We start from the raw sequence: 17,406 nt of genomic DNA, 5'->3' as shown, positions 1-17,406 counted from the left end.
GGCGTCCGGATTGCGCAACATGCTGCTGTTTTTATAGCGTTTACCGCGTCCTGTCAAGCGCGCTTCAGCGCGCGCCGGCCAGCTGAAGCGCGCCGCCCAGGCTGGCCAGGCCCAGCACCGTCGACAGTGTGACCAGCCCCGCCACGAAGGCGCCGTTGTAGCCCATGCGCGCGGCCAGCACGTAGCAGCTCGACGAGGTGGGCAGGGCCGAGAAGATCAGCAGGGCCGTGGTCTCGGCCGCGCCCAGCCCGAAGGCGCGCGCCAGCACCCAGGCCGCCAGCGGCTGCAGCGCGTGGCGGATGGCCAGCACCCCGGCGCCCAGCGCCTTGCCGCGCGCCAGGCTGGCCAGCTGCATGCCGGCGCCGGCCGTCAGCAGGCCCAGCGCGATCGACGAGCCGCCGATGCGCGCCAGCGTGGTCTGCAGCCAGCCGGGCGGCGCCAGCCCGGCCAGGTTGGCCGCCAGGCCGGCGGCGGTGGCGATGATGAGCGGGTTGCGCACCAGTTCGGCCGCGAACGAGCGCCCGCCGTGGCGCGCCATCGGCCACACCGCCGCCACGTTGGCCAGCGGCACGCTCACGCCCACCAGCACCGCCACCAGCTGCTGGCCCTGCGGGCCCAGCACGCGCTCGGCCATGGCCAGGCCGATGAAGGAGTTGAAGCGAAACGCGATCTGCGCGCTGGCAGCGTGGTCGCGCACGTCGATCACGCGCCGCAGCCCCGGCAGCCAGGGCAGGGACCAGGCCAGCGCGATGCCGCAGGCCATCAGCGCCAGGCCGGCGCCGATCAGCGTGGAGGCGGCGTGCAGGTCCAGCGGCGTGCGCACGATGGACTGCAGCAGGAACACCGGAAACAGGAAGAAGTACACCAGCCGCTCCACCGCCTGCCACACCGGCCGGTCCAGCGCCGTGAAGCGGCACAGCAGGTAGCCGACCAGGATCAGGGAGAAGTCGGGCAGCAGCAGCTGGGCGTCACGCATCGCGCGAGGATAGACGAAGGCCGGGGCTGGCCGACAATGCGCGCATGACCGAGAGCGACCCGAGCATCGACCGCTTCACCGATGCGCTGTGGCTGGAAGACGGCCTGTCGGCCAACACCCTGGCGGCCTACCGGCGCGACCTGGCGCTGTACGACCGCTGGCTGCGCGGCACGCACGGCCTGGCGCTGCCGCAGTCGCAGGAGCAGCACCTGCTGGCCTACTTCGCCGCCCGCGCCGACACCCGCGCCACCTCGGCCAACCGGCGGCTGACGGTGTTCAAGCGCTACTTTCGCTGGGCCTTGCGCGAGCATGGGGTCAGCGCCGACCCCACGCTCAAGCTGCGGCCCGCCAAGCAGCCCCCGCGCATGCCCAAGACCCTGAGCGAGGCGCAGGTCGAGGCCCTGCTGGCCGCGCCCGACACCGACACCGCCCTGGGCCTGCGCGACCGCACCATGCTGGAGCTGATGTACGCCAGCGGCCTGCGCGTGAGCGAGCTGGTCGGCCTCAAGGTCATCCACGTGGGCCTGAACGAAGGCGTGCTGCGCGTGCTGGGCAAGGGCAGCAAGGAGCGCCTGGTGCCCTTCGGCGAGCTGGCGCGCGACTGGCTGGAGCGCTGGCTGCGCCAGGGCCGCCCCGAGCTGCTGGGCGCGCGCCAGACCGAGGCGCTGTTCGTCACCAGCGCCGGGCGCACGCCGGGCACCGCCATGTCGCGCGTGATGTTCTGGAACCTGGTCAAGCGCTACGCGCGCCAGGCCGGCATCACCACGCCGCTGTCGCCGCACACGCTGCGCCACGCCTTCGCCACGCACCTGCTCAACCACGGCGCCGATTTGCGCGCGGTGCAGATGCTGCTGGGCCACGCCGACATCTCCACCACCACCATCTACACCCACATCGCACGCCAGCGGCTGAAGGATTTGCACGCGCAGCACCATCCAAGGGGGTGACATGCGGCCGCGGGTATTTACGCTTGGTATGACCTTCGATTTTGGCTAATTTTTGCCCCGCACACATGGGTTGGGCATGGGCTCAGCTCGCCAAGGAACGGAGATAAGCATGTACCTGAGCGGATCGGATCAGCAGGCGCTGCGCGGCGTGCTGGGCTTGCTGGCGCGTGATGACTGTGGCGAGCGTGAAATCCGCGAGCGCTTGGGGCATTCCTTGCTGAGTCTGCTGCGAGCCGACCAGTTCGCCTCCTTCGTGTGGAATGCCGAGCGAGGCTGCTTTGGCTCGCGGGTGGCGATCAATATGGAGCCAGCCAACCTGGACACCTATGACCAGTGGCACCAACACCACGATCCGATCACCTTTGTCTTGCAGTCGCGCCGCCGCGCCACCCGCGTGAGCGAGGTGATGTCCCAGCGCGCCTTGGTGCGCACGCCTTTTTTCAACGATTTTCTGGCGCGCGACGGCTTGTACTGGGGTTTGAATCTGCACAGTTTCGACGATGACCACGCGCTGGGCGATTTGCGCATCTGGCGCTGTCGGGCGCGGGGCGATTTTGGGCAGCGCGAAACACTGATGCTGAACCTGATCGAGCCGGCTTTTGTGGGTGCCATGCAGCGGGCGCAGCGGCGCGCCATGCCGGCTTCGTCATGGACCAGCCTCAGCGCGCGCGAGCAGCAGGTGGCGCGCGCCGTGCGCGAAGGCCTGACCGACAAGGGCATTGCTCGCCGCATGAGGGTGAGCGTGCCCACGGTGCGCACCTATCTGCGGCGCATTTTCGACAAGCTCGGCATCGAGCGCCGCTCCGCGCTCGCGCAAGCCTTGCCGATGGAGCCGCACTGACAAGGCGAGGTGTTTACTTGGCCGCAGGCAGTCGTCCCAACACCGGCTCGATGGCCAAGCCCAGCGCCAGCAGATGGCGGTCGCTGCCAGCGGGGCCATCCAGTTCCAGCCCGATGGGCAGGCCGCTGTCACGCCCCAGGCCCGAAGGCAGTTGCAGGCCCGGAATGCCGGCGTTGCTGCCCGGATCGGTGTTCTGGATCAGCGCGCCAAAGTTCTGGACGCTGCTGGCCTCGGGCGTGGCCAGCAGGGCCACTTGCGGCACGGTTGGGAACACCAGCGCATCGATCCGGTATTTCTTGAACGTGTCCCGGTACAGTTTTTGCAGCGCCGGGCGCGCCACGCGCATGGCGTGCTCATAGGCGGGTCTTGCATCGACGACCCCTTGGGCTGCTGGCAGTTTGCGCGGCAGCACCAGGCCGTCGAACGTGGCTTTCACATCGGGGCTGGCGATGCCCGCAGCCAGTTGTTGCAGGTCGATGCCGGTGTGGTATTTCGCCAGGTAGGCCGCCATGTCGTCGTGGGCTTCGTAGAGTGCGACCGGAAAACCCACGGCGCCATTGAGTTCCATGAGCCTGGGCATCTGAACGTCGACCAGCGTCACGCCGGCGGCGCGCAGCCTGGCCAGCGCGGCGTCGGTGGCTGCGCGGGTGTCGGCATCCTGATGGGCGAAAAAGGGTGCGGCCATGCCCAGTCGCACGCGCTTGAGTGGGACCGGTTTGACGGCGCCGCCGCCGGTGATGGCGCGGTCGAGCAGCACCAGGTCGGCCACCGACAGCGCCATGGGGCCGGCGGTGTCGCGGGTGTGCGAGATCGGCGCGATGCCTTGCTGCGGATAGCGTCCTACGGAAGGGCGCAGCGCGGTGCAACCATTGAAGGCGCAGGGGATGCGCACCGAGCCGCCCGTGTCGGTGCCCAGCGCGGCGGCCACCATGCGCGCGCCCAGGGCCGCGCCGTTGCCCGAGGACGAGCCGCCTGCGATACGGTGCTGATCGTAGGCATTGCGCACGCCAATGTTGGCACCTGAATGGAAGGCCGGGTTGTAGCCGGTAACGCCGAAGGCCAGTTCGTGCATATTGGTTTTACCCAGCACAATGGCGCCAGCGGCCCGCAGCCTGGCGACCACCGGCGCATCGGTAGCGGGCACGAAATTTTTCAGCGCCGGCGTGCCTGCGGTGGCAGGCAGGCCACGCACCTGGATGTTGTCCTTGATCGCGATGGGCAGGCCGTCCAGCGGCTTGCAGGCGGTGCCAGCAGGGCGCTTGGCTCGGGCGGCATCGGCGGCGCGGGCAGCGGCCAGCGCGCCAGTCTCGTCGAGCGTGATGAAGGCGTTGAGATCTGGCTTGGCCTTGGCCTGCGCGATGTAGGCACTGACCAACTGCTCGCTGCTCAAACGCCCGGCGCACAGCGCACGTGCGGCTTGGCTGGCGCTCAGCGTGGGGATGTCCAGATCGGCGGAAGGTTTTTGTGCTTGGGCGCTGAGCGCAAACCCGGCCAAGGCCAAGGCAGCAAATCGGGTGGGCGATGCGATGTTCATCGAAGGGCTCCTTGAGTGGGTGGAAAACCCATCCATCGTGCCCCGCGGCATGCCCCTTGTCTGTCGTCAAAATCGATGACAGAGCAAGGCTTTCCTGTCCATGTCATCGACCCAGCGCCTTCATCGAGTCGCTGGGCGCGCGCCAGACCGAGGCGCTGTTCGTCACCAGCGCCGGGCGCACGCCGGGCACGGCCATGTCGCGCGTGATGTTCTGGAACCTGGTCAAGCGCTATCGCGCCAGGCCGGCATCGGCACGCCGCTGTCGCCGCACACGCTGCGCCACGCCTTCGCCACCCACCTGCTCAACCACGGCGCCGATTTGCGCGCGGTGCAGATGCTGCTGGGGCATGCCGACATCTCCACCACCACCATCTACACCCACATCGCGCGCCAGCGGCTGAAGGATTTGCACGCGCAGCATCATCCGCGGGGGTGAGGCCCCGATAATCCGCCGATGCCCAGTTCACTTCGTGTTGCCGTTGTGACGCCGTATTACAAGGAGGCTGCGGCGGTACTGCGGCGGTGCCTGCAAAGCGTGCGTACCCAGACCCACCCGGATACCGTGCACTACCTGGTGGCCGATGGTTTTCCCCAGCCCGAGGTGCTGGCCGACTGGCCCGACGTGCGCCACGTCGTGCTGCCCAACGCGCACGCCAACTTCGGCTGCACGCCGCGCGGCATCGGCGCGCAGTGCGCGCTGGCCGACGGCATGGACGTGGTGTGCTTTCTCGACGCCGACAACTACCTGGAGCCCGCGCACGCGGCCTCGCTGGTGCAGCTGTACGAGCGCGCGCGTGCCGCGGGCACGCCGCTGGATGCCGTGTTTGCCTCGCGCACCCTGTTCGTGCCCGGGCACGAATACCTGCGCCTGGCGGCCGCGGGCGAGCCGGTGGGCGGCACCTTCGTCGACACCAGCTGCATCAGCCTGGCCCGCTCGGCCGGCTTTCTGTGGGGCGCGTGGTGCCAGATTCCCCGTTCCATCGCGCCCATCTGCGACCGGGTCATGTGCTGGCTGATGCAGCACCACCGCCTGAAGGTCGCCTGGACCGGGCAGCCCACGGTGCGCTACGAGTCCAACTGGGCGTTCAGCTATCGCCAGGCGGGCCTGCCGGTGCCCGCCGGCGGCCTGCATGACGACACCTTGCAGCACGTGGGGCGGGACCTTTCGCCCGAGGAGCTCTGGGCCCTGCTGCGCGTGCGCTGGGCGTTTGGCCAGCCCGGCGCGCCGGCCCCTCAACCATGAGCTCCCGCCCGGCCGCTCCCGGCAAGCGAAGCGCAGCCTGCGGCAGCGCGGGGGCTCGCACCGCAGTGCGAAGCACGGAGGTGACCCCATGACACGCACCGTGGTTGCCGGCGGCGCCGGCTTCGTGGGCAGCCACCTGTGCGAGGCGCTGCTGGCGCGCGGCGAAGCGGTGCTGTGCCTGGACGATCTGTCCACCGGCCGGCTGGACAACCTGGCGCATCTGCGCGCGCACCCGCGCTTTGCCCTGGTGCGCGGCGACGTGGCCGACGCCCAGCTCTGGCAGGCGCTGCCGGCGGCCCGGCGCGTGTACCAGCTGGCCAGCCCGGCCAGCCCGCCCGACTACCAGCGCATGCCGGTACAGACCCTCCGCGCCAACGTGGTGGGCACGCTCAACGCCCTGGACTTTGCCCAGGCGCACGGTGCGCGCGTGCTGCTCGCCTCGACCAGCGAGGTCTATGGCGACCCGCAGGTGCACCCGCAGCCCGAGGGCTATTGGGGCCACGTCAACCCCATCGGGCCGCGCAGCTGCTACGACGAGGGCAAGCGCTGCGCCGAGGCGCTGATGGTGGCCCACGCCCGGCAGCACGGCACGGCTGTGCGCGTGGCGCGCCTGTTCAACACCTACGGCCCGCGCCTGCGGCCCAGCGATGGCCGGGTGGTCAGCAGCTTCATCGCCCATGCGCTGCGCGGCGAGCCGCTGCCCCTGCATGGTGGCGGCGCGCAGACGCGCTCGTTCTGCCACGTCAGCGACACCGTGCGCGGCCTGCTGGCCCTGATGGAGCACGGCCAGGATCTGGGGCCCATCAACCTGGGCAACCCGCACGAGGTGAGCATGGCCGAGTTGGCGCGCGAGGTGCTGCGGCTGACGGGCAGTTCGGCCGGCGTGCGGGACGTGCCGGGACGCGAGGACGACCCGCGCTGCCGCCAGCCCGACATCACGCGGGCGCGGCAGTCGCTCGGCTGGCAGCCCACGGTCAGCCTGCAGGACGGCCTGGCCGACACCATCGCGTGGTTTCGCACGCAGGGCTGCGAGGCCTGAAGGCGCCTGGACCGGGGCCTTCACCCGTCCTGTGTGTCGGCTGGGTCGTCCCAGGCCGCCATTTCCTCGGCCGTGAAGCCGGCCTGCCGGCGTGCCGATGGGTTGAACGGGCCTTTCAGCCGCGGCGCCTGGTGGGTCGCCGTCAGTTGCGCGTAGTGCGCCAGCGGCTCCAGGTCCTGCTGCTCGCACAGCCAGCGGTACCAGTGGTTGCCGATGGCCACGTGGCCGATCTCGTCGCGCAGGATGATGTCCAGGATGGCACAGGCCGCCAGCGCATCGGGCGTGCCCACGGCGCGCAGCTTTTGCTGGATCGGCGGCGTGGCGTCCAGCCCGCGCGCCTCCAGCGTGCGCGGCACCAGGGCCATGCGGGCGGTGACGTCGCCCTGGGTGCGCTCGCACATGCTCCACAGGCCGTCGTGCGCGGCAAAGTCGCCGTAGCGGTGGCCCAGCGTTTGCAGGTGCGCGTGCAGCAGGCCGAAGTGCCGGGCTTCCTCGACGGCCACGCGCAGCCAGTCGCGGTAGTAGGCCTCGGGCAGGCCGGCAAAACGCCAGATGGCATCCAGCGCCAGGTTGATGGCGTTGAACTCGATGTGGCAGATGGCGTGCACCAGCGCCGCGCGGCCTTCGAGGGTGTGCACCGAGCGCCGGGGCACTTGCGTGTGGGCGATCAGCACCGGCCTGGCGGGCCTGCCGGGCAAGTGGGTGGGGGCGGCGAGCGTGCCATCGATTACTATCTTTATGGTAGCTTCTTGCGCAGACAGGGCGCCGACCAGGGCCAGTTTTTTCTCAAGATCGTCGGCCGCGAGGGCCTGCAGGGCGAGGGCGCGCAACTCCATCCCTACAATTATCGTTTTTCAGCCTGAAGGAGCTCTGCGATGGCCGTGTATGAACTCGATGGCACGGCGCCGCGCGTGCACCCCAGCGCCTGGGTCGCCGACTCGGCCGAGGTGATCGGCAACGTGACGCTGGCCGCCGACGCCAGCGTGTGGTTCGGCTGCGTGCTGCGTGGCGACACCGAGCACATGACGGTGGGCGAGGGCAGCAACATCCAGGACCTGAGCGTGCTGCACGCCGACGTGGGCCAGCCGCTGACCATCGGCCGGCACGTGACCGTGGGCCACAAGGTCATGCTGCACGGCTGCACCATCGGCGACGAGTCGCTGATCGGCATCGGCGCCGTGGTGCTCAACGGCGCGCGCATCGGCAAGAACTGCCTGGTGGGCGCTGGCGCGCTGGTGACCGAGGGCAAGGCGTTTGCCGACGGCAGCATGATCGTGGGCGCTCCCGCGCGCGTGGTGCGCCAGCTCACGCCCGAGCAGATCGAGGGCCTGCGCCGCAGCGCACAGCACTACATCGACAATGCGCGGCGCTTCAAGTCCGGCTTGAAGAAACTCGGCTGAGCCGCATCTGTGCCGGATGTCCGAGCTGCACAAATTCATCTTCGAAGGCCTGCCGGTGCGTGGCGCGCTGGTGGTGCTGACCGACGCCTGGCAGGAGGTGCTGCGCCGGCGCGCGGCCAACAGCCAGACCGGCGCCTACCCGCCGCCGGTGGCCGAGCTGCTGGGCGAAATGGCCGCCGCCGCGGTGCTGATGCAGTCCGGCATCAAGTTCGACGGCGCGCTGGTGATGCAGGTCTTTGGCGACGGCCCGGTGAAGCTGGCCGTGGCCGAGGTGCAGTCCGACCTGCGCCTGCGCGCCACCGCCTCGGTGACCGGCGCCGTGCCGCCTGGCGCCATGCTGGCCGAGCTGGTCAATGCCCATGGCCAGGGCCGCTGCGCCATCACGCTCGACCCGCGGCTGCGCCTGCCCGGCCAGCAGCCCTATCAGGGCGTGGTGCCGCTGGCGGGCCCGGGCGGCGTGGCGCTGCGGGGCGTGGCCGAGGTGATCGAGCAGTACATGCGCCAGTCGGAGCAACTGGACACCACCCTGGTGCTGGCCGCCGATGGCATGCGCGCCGCCGGCCTGCTGCTGCAGCGCCTGCCGGTGCAGGGCCAGCACAACCTGGCGCAAAGCCACGTGGCGCGCGAGGAGGGCGAGGGCGCGGATGACGACGATGCCTTTGGGCGCCTGAGCCTGCTGGCGCGCAGCCTCAAGCGCGAGGAGCTGCTGGAGCTGGACGCCGACACCGTGCTGCGCCGCCTGTTCTGGCAGGAGCCCCTGCAGCGCTTCGAGCCCCGCCAGGGCGCCAGTGGCCCGCGCTTTGCCTGCTCGTGCAGCCGTGAGCGCGTGGGCGCCATGCTCAAGGGCTTGGGCCGCGATGAGGCCGAGTCCATCCTGCGCGAGCAGGGCCAGGTGGAGGTGAGCTGCGATTTCTGCGGCCAGCAGGAGCGCTTCGACGCCGTCGACGTGGGCCGCCTGTTCACCCCCGCCGCGCAGCAGCCGCCCCAGCCCGGCTCGGTGCAGTAGCGCCAGGCAGCTTGCGCATGCGCTTCGACGTCATCACCCTGTTTCCGGAGCTGTTTGCTCCGTTTGTCGAAGCGGGCATCACGCGCCGCGCCTACGCCAGCGGCCAGATCGAGCTGAAGCTGTGGAACCCGCGCGACTGGGCCGAGGGCAACTACCGCCGCGTGGACGACCGGCCCTTCGGCGGTGGCCCCGGCATGGTGATGCTGGCTGAGCCGCTGGCGCGCTGCCTGCAGGCCGTGCGCGCCGACCGCGCCGAGGCGCCCGAGCTGCAGGCGCCGGCCGTGCTGTTCTCGCCGGTGGGCGAGCCGCTGCGGCACGCGGGCGTGCAGGCCTGGGCGCAAAGCCGGGGCGCCGTCCTGATCTGCGGGCGCTACGAAGGCATCGACCAGCGCTTCATCGACAGCTGCGTGGACGCGCAGATCAGCCTGGGCGACTTCGTGCTGTCGGGCGGCGAGATCGCGGCGCTGGCGCTGCTGGACGCCGTGGCGCGCCTGCAGCCGGGCGTGCTGGGCGACGAGGGCAGCCACCAGCAGGACAGCTTCAACCCGGCCATCGACGGCCTGCTGGACTGCCCGCACTACACCCGGCCCGAGCGATGGCGCGGCCAGGACGTGCCGGCCGAGCTGCTGAGCGGCCACCACGCGCAGATCGAGCGCTGGCGGCGCGCGCAGCGCCTGGTGCTGACCGCGCGCGAGCGCCCGGCGCTGATCGCCGCCGCGCGCGCCGCCGGGCAGCTGAGCCGCCAGGACGAGCAGGTTCTGAAAGACGCCGCGCCCGAGCTATAATCAAAAGCTTTTCGATCCTCTGCCCGCCGCGGCCACGGCCAACCCGCCAAGCCGCCCCCAGCGTAGCGTGAGCACGATCGAGACGGGAAACGTGATGAACCTGATCCAAACCCTCGAGCAAGAGGAAATCGCCCGCCTGGGCAAGAACATCCCCGACTTCGCCCCCGGCGACACGGTGATCGTCAGCGTCAACGTCGTCGAAGGCAGCCGCAAGCGCGTGCAGGCCTACGAGGGCGTGGTGATCGCCAAGCGCAACCGCGGCCTGAACAGCGGCTTCACCGTGCGCAAGATCTCCAGCGGCGAAGGCGTGGAGCGCACCTTCCAGACCTACTCGCCCCTGATCGCCAAGATCGAGGTCAAGCGCCGCGGCGACGTGCGCCGCGCCAAGCTGTACTACCTGCGCGGCCTGAGCGGCAAGAAGGCGCGCATCAAGGAAAAGCTGCCCGGCCGCGCCACGGCCCAGGCCGACAACGCGTGATGACCGGGCGCCGCCCTCGCGGGCGTCGTCTCCATCCGCCGCGAGCCGCCTGCCGCCTTGTGCGTGCAGGCGGTTTTTGCATGGGCGCCGCCGCTCGACCATGACCGCCATCCCTTCGCTGCTGCCCGCGTTCGATCCGCGCCAGGTGCCCGTCACCGGCGTGGACGCCGATCTGCCCGCGGTGCCGCCCGAGCGCCTCACCCCCCAGGCCCTGCGCCAGCGCTTTCGGGCGCCGCCGCGCTGGCAGCCCGAGGTGCGCCAGGAGCCGCGCTTCGTCGACCGCGCGCCGGTGGAGGCCGCCGTGCTGGTGCCGCTGGTGGCGCGCGCGGCGGGCCTGTCGGTGCTGCTGACCGAGCGGGCCATGGGCCTGCCCTCGCACGCGGGGCAGGTGGCGTTTCCGGGCGGCAAGGTCGAGGCGGGCGACGGCGACGTGGTGCACGCGGCCCTGCGCGAGACGCGCGAGGAAGTGGGCCTGGCGCCCGGCTTCATCGACGTGCTGGGCCAGTTGCCGGTGTATGCGACCGGCTCGCAGTTTCTGGTGACGCCGGTGGTGGCGCTGGTGCGCGAGGGCTTCGTGCTGCAGCCCAACGCGGACGAGGTGGCGCATGCCTTCGAGGTGCCGCTGGCCTTCCTGATGAACCCCGCGCACCACCGGCGCCACCGCTTCGAGTGGGCGGGCGGGGTGCGCGAGTGGTTTTCCATGCCCTATCGCGAGCCGGCGCAGGCGGCCGCGCGCAGCGATGCATCGGCAGCGCCCGTCGAGCACTACATCTGGGGCGCCACGGCGGGCATGTTGCGAAATTTCTACAGATTCCTGCTGGCCTGAACCGCCCGGGCGGGCCCGGCGCGGTGCAGCGGGGCGGCGCCTCACTATCATCACGGCATGATCCTGCTGGCCATCGTGACCACCCTGCTGCTGGAGCAGGTGTGGCCGCTGGCGCCGCGCAACCCGGTGCTGGAGGCCCTGCGGCGCTGGGCGCGGGGCGTGGCGCGCAACGTGGATGCCGGCGCCCCCCAGCATGCCTGGCTGGCCTGGACGCTGGCCGCGCTCGGGCCGACCCTGGGCGTGGCGCTGGTGCACGCCGCCCTGCTGTGGCTGGGCGGCTGGCCGCTGGCGCTGCTGTGGACCATCGCGGTGCTGTACGGCTGCCTGGGGTTTCGCCAGTTCAGCCATCATTTCGTCGCCATTCGCGACGCCCTGGAGCTGGGCGACGAGGAGCGCGCGCGGCAGCTGCTGGCACGCTGGCAGCAGGTGGACGAGTCCGCCATCCCGCGCAGCGAGCTGGTGCGCCTGGTGCTGGAGCACTCGGTGCTGGCCGCGCATCGCCACGTGTTCGGCGTCATGCTGTGGTTCTGCCTGCTGGAGGTGGTGGGCCTGGGTCCGGCGGGGGCGGTGCTGTACCGCCAGGCGGGCGCCCTGGCGCATGACTGGCGCGCCGCCGGGCCGACGCCCGACGCATCGGTCAGCACCGCGCTGGCCGGCGCCACCCAGGCAGCCTGGGCCTGGATCGACTGGCTGCCGGCCCGCTGCACGGCGCTGGCGCTGGCCATCGTCGGCAGTTTCGAGGACGCCATCGACGCCTGGCGGCGCCATGCCGACCGCTTTGGCAACGCCAACGACGGCGTGATCCTGGCGGCGGCCGCCGGCGCCGTGGGCGTGCGCCTGGGCAACATGCCGGTCCGCGCGGCGCCGGGGCAGCCGCCGGGCGACGTCGCGCTGGGCGGTGGTCCGAACGGCGAGTTGCCCGGCGAGGCGCCCAGCGTGACGCACTTTGCCCGCGTGGTGGGCCTGGTCTGGCGCATGGTGGCGCTGTGGCTGCTGCTGCTGGCCTTGCTGACGGTGGCCCACGTGCTGGGCTGACCTGGCTAAATTGACTTAGGGAAATTCCCAGCCTCGCGGCAAGGCTTGGCGCGGGGTGGGCCGATACAATCATTAACCGACCGCGCGGTCACCTTATGGTGTGGGTCGGCTTTCCGACCGGCGCCGCGCGGCTTTTTCTTATTCCGATGGAGCCAAACCCATGAAGATCAAACACATCGCCCTGGCGTGCCTTGCGGCAACCGGCTTTTCCCTGTCCGCCTGGGCCGACATCAACGTGGGCGTCACGCTCTCGGCCACCGGGCCGGCGGCGTCGCTGGGCATTCCCGAGAAAAACACCGTGGCCCTGCTGCCCAAGACCATGGGCGGGCAAAAGGTCAACTACATCGTGCTGGACGACGCGTCCGACACGACCGGCGCCGTCACCAACGCGCGCAAGCTGATGTCCGAGAAGGTGGACATCATCTTCGGCTCGTCCACCACGCCGGCCTCGCTGGCCATGATCGACGCCGTGGCCGAGGGCAAGACGCCGATGATCTCGCTGGGCGCCTCGGCGGCCATCATCGAGCCGCAGGACGCCAAGAAGCGCTGGGTGTTCAAGACGCCGCAAAACGACATCATGATGGCGCTGGCCATCGCCGGCCACATGGCCGACCACGGCATCAAGACGGTGGGCTTCATCGGCTTTTCCGACGCCTACGGCGAGGGCTGGTACAAGGAGACCGTCAAGGCGCTGGACCTCAAGAAGATCAAGCTGGTGGCCAACGAGCGCTACGGCCGCACCGACACCGCGGTGACCGGCCAGGTGCTCAAGCTGATGGCCGCCAAGCCGGACGCGATCCTCATCGCCGGCTCGGGCACGCCGGCGGCGCTGCCCGAGAAGACGCTCAAGGAGCGTGGCTACACCGGCAAGATCTACCAGACCCACGGCGTGGCCAACAACGACTTCCTGCGCGTCGGTGGCAAGGACGTGGACGGCACGCTGCTGCCCGCCGGCCCGGTGCTGGTGGCCGAGCAGCTGCCGGCCAGCAACCCCGTGCGCAAGTCGTCGCTCGAATACATCCACACCTACGAGGGCGCCTACGGCAAGGGCAGCGTGTCCACCTTCGGCGGCCACGTGTGGGACGCTGGCAAGGTGCTGGCCGCGGCCGTGCCGGCGGCGCTCAAGGGCGGCGCGCAGCCGGGCACCGAGGCCTTCCGCTCGGCCCTGCGCGACGCCCTGGAGCAGGTCAAGGACGTGGCTGGCGCGCACGGCATCTTCAACATGTCGGCGCAAGACCACCTGGGGCTGGACCAGCGCGGCGTGGTGATGGTCAAGATCGAGAACGGCAAGTGGGTCTATCAGCCGAGCAAGTGATCGGCCGCCGGCGACCGTAAGGGCTTGCCGGCGGATTCAGGAACAGGGCGACGTGCCGGCGGCGGTCGCCCTGTTCGCGCAAATGGGCCCGGTGCGTGGTGGTGACACGGGCTGGCACTCATGGTTTTCCATGATTAATCATGAATTTTGTTGACGCTTAAATGATTGCCGTTTAAATTTCATGCCGGCCGTGCAAGACCTCGGGGGGAAAATCCGGCGCTGGCATGTTGCGGCACCGTTGCGCCATCCCCGGTCCGCATCCGTTCGGCGACCCAAGCAGGGCCGAAGAGTCCGGGGGGGTTCTCTGTCAAGCTCTGCCATGAACAGGTTTTTTGATCTATGGACGCACAAATCGCCCTGATGCTCGCGCAAGACGGCTTCGTCACCGGCGCCATCTACGCGCTGATGGCGCTGGCGCTGGTGCTGGTGTTTTCCGTCACGCGCGTCATCTTCATTCCGCAGGGCGAGTTCGTCACCTATGCGGCGCTGTCGATGGCGGCCATCCAGGCCGGCGGCGTGCCTTCGGCCATCTGGTTGCTGCTGGGCCTGGCCGTGATCACGCTGCTGGTCGAGGGCTGGCGCCACTGGCGCGGCATGCATGTGGACTGGCGCTCCACGGCGGTGTGGGCCATTGTGCTGCCGGCCGTGGCCGCGGTGCTGGCGCTGGCGGTCAAGCCGGCCGCGGTCTGGGCGCAGACCGTGCTGGCGCTGCTGCTGATCGTGCCCATGGGGCCCTTGCTGTATCGGCTGGTGTTCCGCCCGCTGGCGCACGCCAGCGTGCTGATGCTGCTGATCGTGTCGGTGGCGCTGCACTGGGTCATGGTGGGCCTGGGGCTGTACTTCTTCGGCGCCGAGGGCGCGCGCACAAGCTCGATGTGGGACGCGCGCTGGGACGTGGGCGGCCTGCCGGTCAGCGGCCAGTCGTTGGTGGTGATCGGCGCGGCGGTGGTGCTGCTGGCGGCCATGTACGTGTTCTTCGAACGCTCCATCATCGGCAAGGCCCTGCGCGCCACCGCCATCAACCGGGTGGGCGCGCGCCTGATGGGCATCCCGACCGACCTCTCGGGCGACATCTGCTTTGCGCTGGCCGCCCTCATCGGCGCCGTCTGCGGGCTGCTGATCGCGCCGATCACGACCATCTATTACGACACCGGGTTCCTGATCGGCCTGAAGGGCTTCGTCGCCGCCATCGTCGGCGGGCTGCTCAGCTATCCAATGTCGGTGGTGGGCGCGTTGCTGGTGGGCCAGCTTGAATCCTTTTCCTCGTTCTGGGCCAGCGCCTTCAAGGAAGTCATTGTGTTCACCCTCATCATCCCGGTGCTCTGGTGGCGCTCCCTCAACACCCGCCACGTGGAGGACGAGGAATGACCCGCCGCCATCTCACCTGGCTGGCCATTGCCCTGTTGGCGCTGTCCTGGCCGCTGTTCGGGGCCTTCACCATCACGCTGGTGAACTACATCGGCCTGTATTCGCTGGTGGCCGTGGGGCTGGTCATGCTCACCGGCGTGGGCGGCATCACCTCGTTCGGGCAGGCGGCCTTCGTCGGCCTGGGCGCCTACGCCACGGCCTGGATCTGCACTTCGCCCACCGCCACGCACGCGCTGTCGGCGCTGCCAGCCGGCGCCTTGCCCTGGCTGGGCCTGCTGCTGGGCCTGGCGGTCACGGCGCTGATCGCCTGGTTCCTGGGCGCCGTCACGCTGCCACTGGCGGGGCACTTCCTGCCGCTGGGCACGCTGGCCTGGGGCCTGAGCCTGTATTACATCTTCGGCAACCTCGAGGGCCTGGGCGGCTTCACCGGCATCACCGGCGTGCCGCCGCTGTCCATCGCCGGCTACGAGCTGAGCTCGCCGCGCGTGCTGGGCGTGCTGATCTGGGCGGTGCTGCTGCTGGCCATCTGGGGCCTGCACAACCTGCTGGACTCACGCGAGGGCCGCGCCATCCGGGCGCTCAAGAGCGGGCGGGTGATGGCCGAGTCGATGGGCGTGGACACCGCCCGCCAGCGCATGAAGCTGTTCGTGCTGGCGGCGCTGCTGTCGGCCGTCTCGGGCTGGCTGTACGCGCACCTGCAGCGCTTCGTCAACCCCACGCCGTTCGACCTGAACATCGGCATCGAATACCTGTTCATGGCCGTGGTGGGGGGCTCGGGCTACCTGTGGGGCGCGGTGCTGGGCGCCACCCTGATCACCCTGCTCAAGGAGCAGTTGCAGGACTGGCTGCCGCGCCTGCTGGGCGCCAGCGGCAACTTCGAGGTCATCGTGTTCGGCCTGCTGATGCTGCTGGTGCTGCAGCGCGCCGCCGACGGCCTGTGGCCGCTAATCGCGGCCTGGGTGAACAGGTTTCTGAAGCCGGCCAAGCCGCGCGCGCAGGCCGTGGCCGCGGTCCCGCTGGCGCGCCACACCCTGCCGCCGGCTGGTCAGGTGGTGCTGCAGGCCAAGGACGTCACCAAGCGTTTCAGCGGCCTGGTGGCCAACAACGCCGTCAACCTGGACGTCAGGTCTGGCGAAGTGCATGCCCTGATCGGCCCCAACGGCGCCGGCAAGAGCACCTTCTTCAACATGATCTCGGGCGTGGACGACCCGACCTCGGGCACCGTCACCCTGCTGGGCCAGGCCATGGCCGGCAAGCCCTCGCGCGCCTTTGCCGCGCTGGGGCTGGGACGCACCTTCCAGCACGTGCGGTTGCTGGGCCAGCGCAGCGTGCTCGAGAACGTGGCCGTGGGCGCGCACCTGCGGGCGCGGCGTGGCTGGCTGGCGGCCATGCTGCGCGCCGATCGCGGCGAGGAGGCAGCCCTGCTGGCCGAGGCCCGCCGCCAGATCGAGCGCTGCGGCCTGGCCCAGTACATCGACACCCCCGCGGCCTCGCTGCCCCTGGGCCAGCAGCGCATCGTCGAGATCGCGCGGGCGCTGGCGGGCCAGCCCTCCATCCTGCTGCTGGACGAGCCGGCCGCCGGCCTGCGCCACCTCGAGAAGCAGGCCCTGGCCCAATTGCTGACCCAGCTGCGGGCCGAAGGCCTGGCCGTGCTGGTGGTGGAACACGACATGGAATTCGTCATGAACCTGGCCGATCGCATCACGGTGCTCGAGTTCGGCACCGTCATCGCCCTGGGCACGCCGGCCCAGGTGCAGGCCAATCCCCGCGTCATGGAAGCCTACCTGGGCAGCGACTTTGCCGGAGCCACTTCATGAACGCCCCGCTGCTCAACATCCAGGACTTCAGCGTCTGCTACGGCCCGGTGGAGGCGCTGCATCAGGTGGCGCTGACGGTGGGCGAGGGCGAGATCGTCACCGTCATCGGCCCCAACGGCGCTGGCAAGAGCACGCTGCTGAACGCGGTGATGGGGCTGCTGCCGTCGACCGGCGGCGTGCAACTGGCCGGCGACAAGATCGCCCGCCCCACGGTGGAGGCCATGGTGGCGCGCGGCGTGGGTCTGGTGCCCGAAAAGCGCGAGCTGTTCGGCGAGATGTCGGTCGAGGACAACCTGCTGCTGGGCGGCTTTGCCCGCTGGCGGCGCGGCCAGCGCGACCAGGCCGAGCGCATGGGCGAGGTGTTCGCGTTGTTTCCGCGTCTGCAGGAGCGCCGCGCGCAGCTGGCGGCCACGCTGTCGGGCGGCGAGCGGCAGATGCTGGCCATCGGCCGCGCGCTGATGGCGCGCCCCAAGCTGCTGATGCTGGACGAGCCCTCGCTGGGCCTGGCGCCGCTGATCGTGCGCGAGGTGCTGCACATCGTGGCCTCGCTGCGCGATCTGGGCGTGTCGGTGCTGCTGATCGAGCAGAACGCGCGCGCCGCGCTGCAGGTGGCCGACCGCGGCTACGTGCTGGAGATGGGCGCCGTGGCCCTCAGCGGCGAGGCCAGTGCGCTGCTGACCGACCGGCGCGTGATCGAGACCTATCTGGGGGTGGGTGGCAAGAAGGCCGAATGAGGGCAGGGCGCCGCGCCCGATCGTCCGTACACTCGGCGGCAGTTCAACCACCATCCGGTGGG

Annotated in this window: 18 protein-coding genes; 15 read left to right on the top strand and 3 right to left on the bottom strand. The window is 70.2% G+C overall.

Going from position 1 to position 17,406, the window contains the following annotated elements:
* Positions 1-64: 64 nt before the first annotated feature.
* Positions 65-976, bottom strand: a complete 912-nt coding sequence (locus H6927_13905; GenBank protein ID MCP5219192.1) for an AEC family transporter — start codon at positions 974-976, stop codon at positions 65-67.
* A gap of 44 nt (positions 977-1,020) precedes the next feature.
* On the opposite strand from H6927_13905, the gene xerD reads away from it, so the two are divergent.
* Positions 1,021-1,923: a site-specific tyrosine recombinase XerD gene (gene xerD, locus H6927_13900; protein ID MCP5219191.1), complete on the top strand. Its 903-nt coding sequence runs from the start codon at positions 1,021-1,023 to the stop codon at positions 1,921-1,923.
* Between the two features lie 109 nt (positions 1,924-2,032).
* Complete coding sequence (locus tag H6927_13895; GenBank protein MCP5219190.1) at positions 2,033-2,764, top strand: response regulator transcription factor; 732 nt, start codon at positions 2,033-2,035, stop codon at positions 2,762-2,764.
* A 13-nt stretch (positions 2,765-2,777) separates the two neighbouring features.
* On the opposite strand, the gene iaaH is transcribed toward H6927_13895, so the two are convergent.
* The gene (gene iaaH, locus H6927_13890; protein ID MCP5219189.1) at positions 2,778-4,211 is read right to left on the bottom strand and encodes an indoleacetamide hydrolase; all 1,434 of its coding nucleotides are present in this window, start codon (positions 4,209-4,211) and stop codon (positions 2,778-2,780) included.
* Between the two features lie 187 nt (positions 4,212-4,398).
* On the opposite strand from iaaH, the gene H6927_13885 reads away from it, so the two are divergent.
* From H6927_13885 to H6927_13875, 3 genes are all read left to right on the top strand, one after another.
* The gene (locus H6927_13885) at positions 4,399-4,734 is read left to right on the top strand and encodes a tyrosine-type recombinase/integrase (GenBank protein MCP5219188.1); all 336 of its coding nucleotides are present in this window, start codon (positions 4,399-4,401) and stop codon (positions 4,732-4,734) included.
* Positions 4,735-4,752: 18 nt separating this feature from the next.
* On the top strand, positions 4,753-5,541 hold the full coding sequence (locus tag H6927_13880) for a glycosyltransferase (GenBank protein MCP5219187.1): 789 nt from the start codon (positions 4,753-4,755) through the stop codon (positions 5,539-5,541).
* 88 nt (positions 5,542-5,629) lie between these two features.
* On the top strand, positions 5,630-6,580 hold the full coding sequence (locus H6927_13875; protein MCP5219186.1) for an SDR family oxidoreductase: 951 nt from the start codon (positions 5,630-5,632) through the stop codon (positions 6,578-6,580).
* A gap of 20 nt (positions 6,581-6,600) precedes the next feature.
* Here H6927_13875 and H6927_13870 read toward each other — a convergent pair whose 3' ends face one another.
* Positions 6,601-7,416: a ferritin-like domain-containing protein gene (locus H6927_13870; GenBank protein ID MCP5219185.1), complete on the bottom strand. Its 816-nt coding sequence runs from the start codon at positions 7,414-7,416 to the stop codon at positions 6,601-6,603.
* Between the two features lie 39 nt (positions 7,417-7,455).
* Here H6927_13870 and H6927_13865 point away from each other — a divergent pair, with 39 nt between their 5' ends.
* The 10 genes from H6927_13865 to H6927_13820 all read left to right on the top strand — a co-directional run bounded on the left by H6927_13865 (position 7,456) and on the right by H6927_13820 (position 17,344).
* Positions 7,456-7,980: a gamma carbonic anhydrase family protein gene (locus tag H6927_13865; protein MCP5219184.1), complete on the top strand. Its 525-nt coding sequence runs from the start codon at positions 7,456-7,458 to the stop codon at positions 7,978-7,980.
* Positions 7,981-7,996: 16 nt separating this feature from the next.
* The gene (locus H6927_13860) at positions 7,997-8,986 is read left to right on the top strand and encodes an Hsp33 family molecular chaperone HslO (protein MCP5219183.1); all 990 of its coding nucleotides are present in this window, start codon (positions 7,997-7,999) and stop codon (positions 8,984-8,986) included.
* A 17-nt stretch (positions 8,987-9,003) separates the two neighbouring features.
* Positions 9,004-9,771: a tRNA (guanosine(37)-N1)-methyltransferase TrmD gene (gene trmD, locus H6927_13855; GenBank protein ID MCP5219182.1), complete on the top strand. Its 768-nt coding sequence runs from the start codon at positions 9,004-9,006 to the stop codon at positions 9,769-9,771.
* A 94-nt stretch (positions 9,772-9,865) separates the two neighbouring features.
* Positions 9,866-10,249 carry a 50S ribosomal protein L19 gene (rplS, locus tag H6927_13850; protein ID MCP5219181.1) on the top strand — a complete coding sequence of 128 codons (384 nt, stop codon included), beginning with the start codon at positions 9,866-9,868 and terminating at the stop codon, positions 10,247-10,249.
* 100 nt (positions 10,250-10,349) lie between these two features.
* The gene (locus H6927_13845; GenBank protein MCP5219180.1) at positions 10,350-11,075 is read left to right on the top strand and encodes a CoA pyrophosphatase; all 726 of its coding nucleotides are present in this window, start codon (positions 10,350-10,352) and stop codon (positions 11,073-11,075) included.
* 57 nt (positions 11,076-11,132) lie between these two features.
* On the top strand, positions 11,133-12,110 hold the full coding sequence (locus H6927_13840) for a CobD/CbiB family protein (protein MCP5219179.1): 978 nt from the start codon (positions 11,133-11,135) through the stop codon (positions 12,108-12,110).
* A gap of 160 nt (positions 12,111-12,270) precedes the next feature.
* On the top strand, positions 12,271-13,425 hold the full coding sequence (locus H6927_13835) for an ABC transporter substrate-binding protein (GenBank protein ID MCP5219178.1): 1,155 nt from the start codon (positions 12,271-12,273) through the stop codon (positions 13,423-13,425).
* 339 nt (positions 13,426-13,764) lie between these two features.
* Positions 13,765-14,793 carry a branched-chain amino acid ABC transporter permease gene (locus tag H6927_13830; protein MCP5219177.1) on the top strand — a complete coding sequence of 343 codons (1,029 nt, stop codon included), beginning with the start codon at positions 13,765-13,767 and terminating at the stop codon, positions 14,791-14,793.
* The gene (locus tag H6927_13825) at positions 14,790-16,610 is read left to right on the top strand and encodes a branched-chain amino acid ABC transporter ATP-binding protein/permease (protein ID MCP5219176.1); all 1,821 of its coding nucleotides are present in this window, start codon (positions 14,790-14,792) and stop codon (positions 16,608-16,610) included. The genes H6927_13830 and H6927_13825 overlap by 4 nt, the downstream gene beginning before the upstream one ends.
* The gene (locus H6927_13820) at positions 16,607-17,344 is read left to right on the top strand and encodes an ABC transporter ATP-binding protein (protein MCP5219175.1); all 738 of its coding nucleotides are present in this window, start codon (positions 16,607-16,609) and stop codon (positions 17,342-17,344) included. The genes H6927_13825 and H6927_13820 overlap by 4 nt, the downstream gene beginning before the upstream one ends.
* Positions 17,345-17,406: the final 62 nt, after the last annotated feature.

Source organism: Burkholderiaceae bacterium (assembly GCA_024235995.1).
Classification (GTDB): Bacteria; Pseudomonadota; Gammaproteobacteria; order Burkholderiales; family Burkholderiaceae_C; genus Ottowia.
This window is presented reverse-complemented; position numbering and strand designations above follow the sequence as displayed.

Coding starts and splice junctions, on each gene's coding strand:
- H6927_13905 (MCP5219192.1), bottom strand. CDS start 976: ATGCGTGACGCCCAGCTGCTGCTGCCCGACTTCTCCCTGATCCTGGTC.
- H6927_13825 (MCP5219176.1), top strand. CDS start 14,790: ATGACCCGCCGCCATCTCACCTGGCTGGCCATTGCCCTGTTGGCGCTG.
- H6927_13865 (MCP5219184.1), top strand. CDS start 7,456: ATGGCCGTGTATGAACTCGATGGCACGGCGCCGCGCGTGCACCCCAGC.
- H6927_13895 (MCP5219190.1), top strand. CDS start 2,033: ATGTACCTGAGCGGATCGGATCAGCAGGCGCTGCGCGGCGTGCTGGGC.
- H6927_13870 (MCP5219185.1), bottom strand. CDS start 7,416: ATGGAGTTGCGCGCCCTCGCCCTGCAGGCCCTCGCGGCCGACGATCTT.
- H6927_13885 (MCP5219188.1), top strand. CDS start 4,399: ATGTCATCGACCCAGCGCCTTCATCGAGTCGCTGGGCGCGCGCCAGAC.
- H6927_13880 (MCP5219187.1), top strand. CDS start 4,753: ATGCCCAGTTCACTTCGTGTTGCCGTTGTGACGCCGTATTACAAGGAG.
- H6927_13845 (MCP5219180.1), top strand. CDS start 10,350: ATGACCGCCATCCCTTCGCTGCTGCCCGCGTTCGATCCGCGCCAGGTG.
- H6927_13820 (MCP5219175.1), top strand. CDS start 16,607: ATGAACGCCCCGCTGCTCAACATCCAGGACTTCAGCGTCTGCTACGGC.
- H6927_13840 (MCP5219179.1), top strand. CDS start 11,133: ATGATCCTGCTGGCCATCGTGACCACCCTGCTGCTGGAGCAGGTGTGG.
- H6927_13875 (MCP5219186.1), top strand. CDS start 5,630: ATGACACGCACCGTGGTTGCCGGCGGCGCCGGCTTCGTGGGCAGCCAC.
- H6927_13835 (MCP5219178.1), top strand. CDS start 12,271: ATGAAGATCAAACACATCGCCCTGGCGTGCCTTGCGGCAACCGGCTTT.
- xerD (MCP5219191.1), top strand. CDS start 1,021: ATGACCGAGAGCGACCCGAGCATCGACCGCTTCACCGATGCGCTGTGG.
- H6927_13860 (MCP5219183.1), top strand. CDS start 7,997: ATGTCCGAGCTGCACAAATTCATCTTCGAAGGCCTGCCGGTGCGTGGC.
- rplS (MCP5219181.1), top strand. CDS start 9,866: ATGAACCTGATCCAAACCCTCGAGCAAGAGGAAATCGCCCGCCTGGGC.
- H6927_13830 (MCP5219177.1), top strand. CDS start 13,765: ATGGACGCACAAATCGCCCTGATGCTCGCGCAAGACGGCTTCGTCACC.
- trmD (MCP5219182.1), top strand. CDS start 9,004: ATGCGCTTCGACGTCATCACCCTGTTTCCGGAGCTGTTTGCTCCGTTT.